The organism is Mesorhizobium sp. M7A.F.Ca.CA.001.08.2.1, from assembly GCF_003998455.1.
GTDB classification, from domain to species: domain Bacteria; phylum Pseudomonadota; class Alphaproteobacteria; order Rhizobiales; family Rhizobiaceae; genus Mesorhizobium; species Mesorhizobium ciceri.
The window spans coordinates 1-6306 of the sequence record NZ_RZPW01000343.1 but is presented as its reverse complement, the minus strand read 5'-3'; the positions used below and the strand labels follow the sequence as shown (position 1 = coordinate 6306).

The window sequence follows — 6306 nt, the reverse complement described above, 5'->3', positions numbered from 1 at the left end:
GCGTGCTTCTTTTCCCAGCACTCGCCGATGTTGGGGCAGCCGGCCTCGTCGCAGACCGTCACCAGCTTGTGCGACTTCACGATTTCGCGCGTTTCGGCATAGCCCTTCGACATCGGCGCCTTGACGCGTATCCAGTCGGGCTTGCGCAGGACATCCTGATCAGGCTTGTGCGCCTTTTCCGGATGCCGCAGGCGCGGTGCGTTGGCGATCGTATCGAGGACAGTGACCATCGGGAAACCTGGTTCATTGGCGAGCGCCAGTCAGGCGTTCGTTGTCATAACGTCATCTAGGACTTTTCGGCGCAAAGAAAAAGGCCGCTGCGGCGCATGCCGCAACAGCCTTTTTCGCATGGCAGCTCTTCAGGGATGTCAGCGGCGCACCAGGCGTCCCGCCCAGATCAGCAGGCAGGCACCGATAAAGCCGGTGATCAGATAGGCAATCCAGCCGACGCCGAACGGGCCAAAATTGAGAGCCTGCAGAATGGCGTTCAGTACGATCGCGCCGACGATGCCCATAACGATGTTCATGAAGATGCCGGTGTTGCTCTTCATGAACATTTCGGCGAACCAGCCTGCCAGGCCGCCGATAATGATGGCTGCTATCCAGCCGACGCCATTCAGGTGCATATGCCTTCTCCTTGTGTGATGGATGAAAGTGCATCCGCAAACGATGTACCTTGCCGCCGGGTTCCATCTGTAGCAGCGCTTTCAATCTATCACGCGTTGAGCGCGCGGCCATAGGCGTCGAGCACGCTTTCCTTCATCATCTCCGACAGCGTCGGGTGCGGGAAGATGGTGTGCATCAGCTCTTCCTCGGTCGTCTCCAGGTTCATCGCCACGACAAAGCCCTGGATCAGTTCGGTCACTTCGGCGCCGACCATGTGGGCGCCGAGCAATTGACCGGTCTTCTTGTCGAAGATGGTCTTGATGAAGCCCTGATCCTCACCGAGCGCGATCGCCTTGCCATTGGCGGCGAACTGGAAGCGCCCGACCCGGATATCCCAGCCCTCTGCCTTGGCCTTAGCTTCGGTCAGGCCAACCGAGGCGACCTGCGGATTGCAGTAGGTGCAGCCCGGAATCTTCAGCTTGTCGGTGGCATGTACGCCAGGAAAATCAGCGATCTTCTCGATGCACACGACACCCTCATGTTCGGCCTTGTGGGCGAGCATCGGCGGGCCGGCGACATCGCCGATGGCGTAGATACCCGGCACATTGGTCTTGCCGTAACCATCGATGACGACGCAGCCGCGTTCGGTCTTCACGCCAAGCGCCTCGAGTCCGAGGCCCTCGATGTTGCCCTGCACGCCGACGGCCGAGATCATGCGGTCGGCGGTGATCTTCTCGACCTTGCCGTCCTTCATCTCGACATGCGCGGTGACCGAGTTCGTGCCCTTCTCGACCTTGGTCACCTTGGCTTCGAGGATGATCTTCATGCCTTGCTTCTCGAACTGCTTCTGCGCGAACTTCGAGACTTCGGCGTCCTCGACCGGCATCACCGCCGGCAGCAATTCGACCACCGTCACCTCGGCGCCCATTGTGCGGTAGAAGGAGGCGAATTCGATGCCGATGGCGCCCGACCCCATGACGAGCAACGACTTCGGCATCTCCTTCGGCACCATGGCCTCGAAATAGGTCCAGATCAGCTTTCCGTCCGGCTCGATGCCGGGCAGCGCGCGTGGCCGGGCGCCGGTCGCCAGGATGATGTGCTTGGCGGTATAGGTGCCCTCGCCCTTGACGCCTTTCGGCACCGGCGGCTGTGGCTCCATCGGCTTCTTGGCCGTCTTGGACACGACGATCTCGCCCGCCTTCGAAAGCTTGGCCTCGCCCCAGATGACGTCGACCTTGTTCTTCTTCATCAGGAAGGCAACGCCGCCATTGAGCCGCAGCGACACCTTGCGCGAGCGGTCAACGACGGCCGATGTGTCCACGCTGACCTTGCCGTCGAGCTTCAGCCCGTAATCCTTCAGGTGATCCGAATACTGCATGATCTCGGCCGAGCGCAGCAGCGCCTTGGTCGGGATGCAGCCCCAGTTAAGGCAAATGCCGCCGAGATGCTCGCGCTCGACGATCGCCGTCTTGAAGCCGAGCTGCGCGGAACGCACCGCGGTGACATAGCCGCCGGGACCGGAGCCGATGATGATGACGTCATAGTTCTCAGCCACGGGTTTTCTCCTTCACAATTCCAGCATGACGCGCACGACTGGTGTCAGCGCCTCGCCGATGTTTCGCGTATTTTCGGCGTCAAGATGAACACCGTCGAGAGGTGTGGTTTGCGCCACGCTGCCGGCGTCGAAGAAGCCGCAGCCGGCCTCATCGGCGAGCGCGGCATATTGCGGTGCCAAAAACTTCGAGGCGTCGTCGCCGCCGGCAAACATTTCCTTGAACTCGGCATTTTCGGTGCGACTGACGACAGGCGGCGAAACAATCAGGATCTGCGGCGCCGGCCAGTCGAACGGATAATCGTGACCGCGCACGATGTCGATCAGCCGCTGGATACCCTGCTTGGCCGCGACGGGATTGCCGTGGATCCACGGCTTCATGTCGTTGGCGCCGAGCATGATGACAATCAGGTCGATCGGCGCATGGGTTGTCAGCACCGTTGGCAGCAGCCTGGCGCCGTTGCGATCAGCACCGGCCAGGTGGTCGTCGAAGGCGGTGGTACGGCCATTGAGGCCTTCGGCGATAACTTCGACGCCACCATCGAGCCCGGCCTGCAGCACGCTTGGCCAGCGGTCTTCCAGCGCATGGCGGCCACCTTCGGCATTGTAGCCCCAGGTCAGCGAGTCGCCGTAACAAAGAACCGTCTTCATGCGCCCACCTGTGCGTCGATCAACCCACGCTTCACCCGCCATCCATGGGTTGTGACCGCCCGTTTCCGAGCAGCCAGTCCGGTGGCGAATCCGGAAATGATGAAAGCGAAGAGGCTGGTGAAGACTATCCGCACCGCCCTCTCGCTTCCCTAAACCAGCATGCCCATCGGGTTTTCGATCAGCCGCTTGAAGGCGACCAGCAGTTCGGCACCCAGCGCACCGTCCACGGCGCGGTGGTCGGTCGACAGCGTCACCGACATCACGGTGGCTATTCTGATCTCGCCGTTCTTGACCACTGCCCGCTCCTCGCCGGCGCCGACCGCCAGGATGGTCGCGTGCGGCGGGTTGATGACCGCGGCAAAATCCTTGATGCCGAACATGCCGAGATTGGACACCGCCGTGGTGCCACCCTGATACTCTTCCGGCTTCAGCTTGCGGCTGCGGGCCCGACTGGCCAGATCCTTCATCTCGTTGGAGATGGTGGACAGCGTCTTTTCGTCGGCTTTGCGGATGATCGGTGTGATCAGCCCGCCGGGGATCGACACGGCAACGCCGACATCGGCGTGCCTGTGCTTGACCATGGCGCTTTCGGTCCACGAGGCATTGGCATCGGGCACCGCCTTCAGCGCCATGGCCATCGCCTTGATCACCATATCGTTGACCGACAGCTTGTAGGCCGGAGCATCACCCTTGTCGGTCTTCTTCACCGGGGCTGCCGCATTGATCTGCGTGCGCAGCGCCAGCAGCGCATCGAGCTCGCAGTCGAGCGTCAGGTAGAAATGCGGAATGGTGGTCTTGGCCTCGACCAGGCGGCGCGCAATGGTCTTGCGCATATTGTCATGCGGGACGAGGTCGTAGGAGCCCTGTTCGAACAGTTTCAGGACCTGATCGTCCGACATCGCCTTTACCGGTGCGGCAGGAGCAGCAGCCGGCACGCCAGCCGGAGCCTTGGCGGCAGGCGCCGTCTGGGCGCCGCCACCGGCAATGGCCGCGTCGACATCGGCCCTCACCACCCGGCCATACGGGCCGGTGCCAGATACGGTCGAGAGGTTCAGGCCGGCCTCACGGGCCAGGCGCCGGGCAAGCGGTGTTGCACGGCCGGCCGATGGCGACTGGCCGATCTCCGCCCTTGTGGGGGAGATGCCAAGTGGCGGCAAAGAGGGCAGGGCAGAGGGGTGCGTGACAGAATGAGACGTTGGCGCGACAACGCCCCCCTCTGTCGACTTCGTCGACATCTCCCCCGCGGGTGTGGAGATTGGCGCGAAGTCCTCCTTTGCCGCAGCAGCATCAGCCCCATAGGCCTCACCGTCGGCATAGATCCACGCCACGGCAGCGCCGACCGCAATATCGACACCCTCTTTGCCGGTGACATCGCGCAGCACGCCGCTGGCCGGCGCATCGATTTCCATCGCCGCCTTGTCGGTCTCGATCTCGAACAGCACATCGCCCTTCTTGACGTGCGCGCCCTCCTCGGCAAACCAGCGCGAGATCTGTCCGGTCGCCATGTCCATGTCGACCTTGGGAAGAATGACTTCGGTCGGCATGGGCTAGCGGACCCCTTTCACGAGGTCGCGCGCGGCGGTGATGATGTCCGGAATTTGCGGCACCGTCGCCTTCTCGAGTTCCGGATTGTAGGGGATCGGCGTTTCGGCGCCGCCCAGCCGCACGATCGGCGCGTCGAGATAGTCGAACGCTTCGCTCTCGGCGATCATGGCGCTGACCTCGGCGCCGATGCCCAGCGTCTTGACCGCTTCGTAGACGCATAGCAGCCGCGACGTCTTCTTGACGCTGTCGATGACGGTCTGCTTGTCCATCGGCCGGATGGTCCGGAGATCGACGACTTCGACGTCGATGCCTTCGCTCTCCAGCACGGCCGCCGCGTCGAGCGCCTTCTGCACCATGATCGAGGTGGCGACGATGGTGAGATCCCGGCCCTCGCGGCGGATATCGGCCTTGCCGATCGGCACGGTGTAATAGCCTTCGGGCACCGGGCCCTTCATCTTGTAGAGCACCTTGTGCTCGAAGATCATGACTGGATCGGGATCGGCGACCGCCGCCAAAAGCATGCCCTTGGCATCATAGGGGGTCGCCGGCTGGATGACTTTCAGACCCGGCACATGGCCGAGCCAGGCTTCGAGGCTCTGGCTGTGCTGAGCCGCCGCACCGGTGCCGGAACCGGCGGGAAAGCGCATCACCACGGGAACCGAAACCTCGCCGCCCAGCATGAAGCGCATCTTGGCCGCCTGGTTGACGATCTGCTCCATGGCAAGCGTGGCGAAATCGGAAAACTGGAACTCGAAGATCGGCCGCATGCCGGTGAGGGCAGCGCCCACCGCGACGCCCGCGCCGCCCAGTTCCGAAATCGGCGTGTCGATGACGCGGTCAGCGCCGTAACGTTCGACCAGGTCGCCGGTGACCTGGAAGGCGCCGCCATAGACGCCGATATCCTCGCCCATCAGGAAAACGCGTTCGTCCATGTCCATGGCGATCGCCATGGCTTCCTGGATCGCCTGGGCGTAGCTCAGTTCACGCACCATCGCGTCCATCACACCTGCTCCGTATACACGTAATTTCCCGTCTCGCTGATATCGGGCGAAGGGCTCGCCTTGGCGAACTCGATGCCCTCGGCGATCTCTTGCGCCACGGCATCGCGAATGGCCTCGATGCCCTTGTCGTCGATGAAGCCGAATTCCCTGAGCTCGCTTTCGAACAGGGTGATCGGATCGCGGTTCGACATCCAGTCCTCGATCTCTTCCTTGGTGCGATAGCGGTTGCGGTCGCTCTTGGAATGGCCGCGATGGCGGTAGGTCTTGGACTCGATCAGCGTCGGCCCCTCGCCGGCGCGGGCTCGGGCAACAGCCTGATGAGACGCCTCGGCGACCTCGGAGAAGATGTTGCCGTTGACGATGACGCCCGGCATCGAATAGGCGGCGGCGCGCTCGGCGATGTTCTTGACCGCGGTCGAGCGGGCTGTCGATGTCGACATGCCGTAGCCATTGTTCTCGCAGACGAAAATGACAGGCAGCTTCCAGACCGCCGCCATGTTGAGCGCCTCGTGGAAAGCGCCTTCATTGTTGGCGCCATCGCCGAAGAAGGAGACCACGACCTTGCCGGTCTTCATCATCTTGGAGGAAAGCGCCGCACCGACCGCGATCGGAATGCCGCCACCAACGATGCCATTGGCGCCGAGATTGCCCTTCCCGACATCGGCGATGTGCATCGAGCCGCCACGGCCCTTGCAATAGCCTGTGGTCTTACCGAAGAACTCGGCGAACATGCGCTTGACCTCGGCGCCCTTGGCAATGCAGTGGCCATGGCCGCGATGCGTCGAGGTGATCTGGTCATCCTCGGCAAGCGGCATGCAGATGCCCATGGCGCTGGCTTCCTGGCCGATCGACAAATGCATGGTGCCGTGGATGAGACCGCGCGTGTAGCACTCTTCCGCGCCCTCTTCGAAGCGGCGGATCAGGTACATCTTGTGGAGCACCTGCTTGAGC

6 protein-coding genes and 1 pseudogene are annotated in these 6306 nt (G+C 62.7%); all 7 read right to left on the bottom strand.

The features are described from left to right. Positions 1 to 230: pseudogene (locus EN914_RS20030) on the bottom strand (lipoyl synthase); the annotation flags it as partial. Positions 231 to 368: 138 nt separating this feature from the next. Next, a complete protein-coding gene (locus EN914_RS20025; RefSeq protein ID WP_013531486.1) occupies positions 369 to 626 on the bottom strand; it encodes a GlsB/YeaQ/YmgE family stress response membrane protein in 258 nt (85 codons plus the stop codon). Positions 627 to 715: 89 nt separating this feature from the next. After that, complete coding sequence (gene lpdA / locus EN914_RS20020) at positions 716 to 2161, bottom strand: dihydrolipoyl dehydrogenase (protein WP_024505189.1); 1446 nt, start codon at positions 2159 to 2161, stop codon at positions 716 to 718. A gap of 12 nt (positions 2162 to 2173) precedes the next feature. Then, positions 2174 to 2809: an SGNH/GDSL hydrolase family protein gene (locus EN914_RS20015; protein WP_024505188.1), complete on the bottom strand. Its 636-nt coding sequence runs from the start codon at positions 2807 to 2809 to the stop codon at positions 2174 to 2176. 149 nt (positions 2810 to 2958) lie between these two features. Next, positions 2959 to 4353, bottom strand: coding sequence for a pyruvate dehydrogenase complex dihydrolipoamide acetyltransferase (locus EN914_RS20010; RefSeq protein ID WP_127232071.1), 1395 nt, complete (start codon positions 4351 to 4353; stop codon positions 2959 to 2961). Positions 4354 to 4356: 3 nt separating this feature from the next. Next, positions 4357 to 5355 carry an alpha-ketoacid dehydrogenase subunit beta gene (locus EN914_RS20005; RefSeq protein ID WP_024503033.1) on the bottom strand — a complete coding sequence of 333 codons (999 nt, stop codon included), beginning with the start codon at positions 5353 to 5355 and terminating at the stop codon, positions 4357 to 4359. Then, positions 5355 to 6306, bottom strand: a 952-nt coding sequence (locus EN914_RS20000; RefSeq protein ID WP_164778813.1) for a thiamine pyrophosphate-dependent dehydrogenase E1 component subunit alpha, incomplete at its 5' end; no start/stop codon positions are given. The genes EN914_RS20000 and EN914_RS20005, both read right to left, overlap by 1 nt.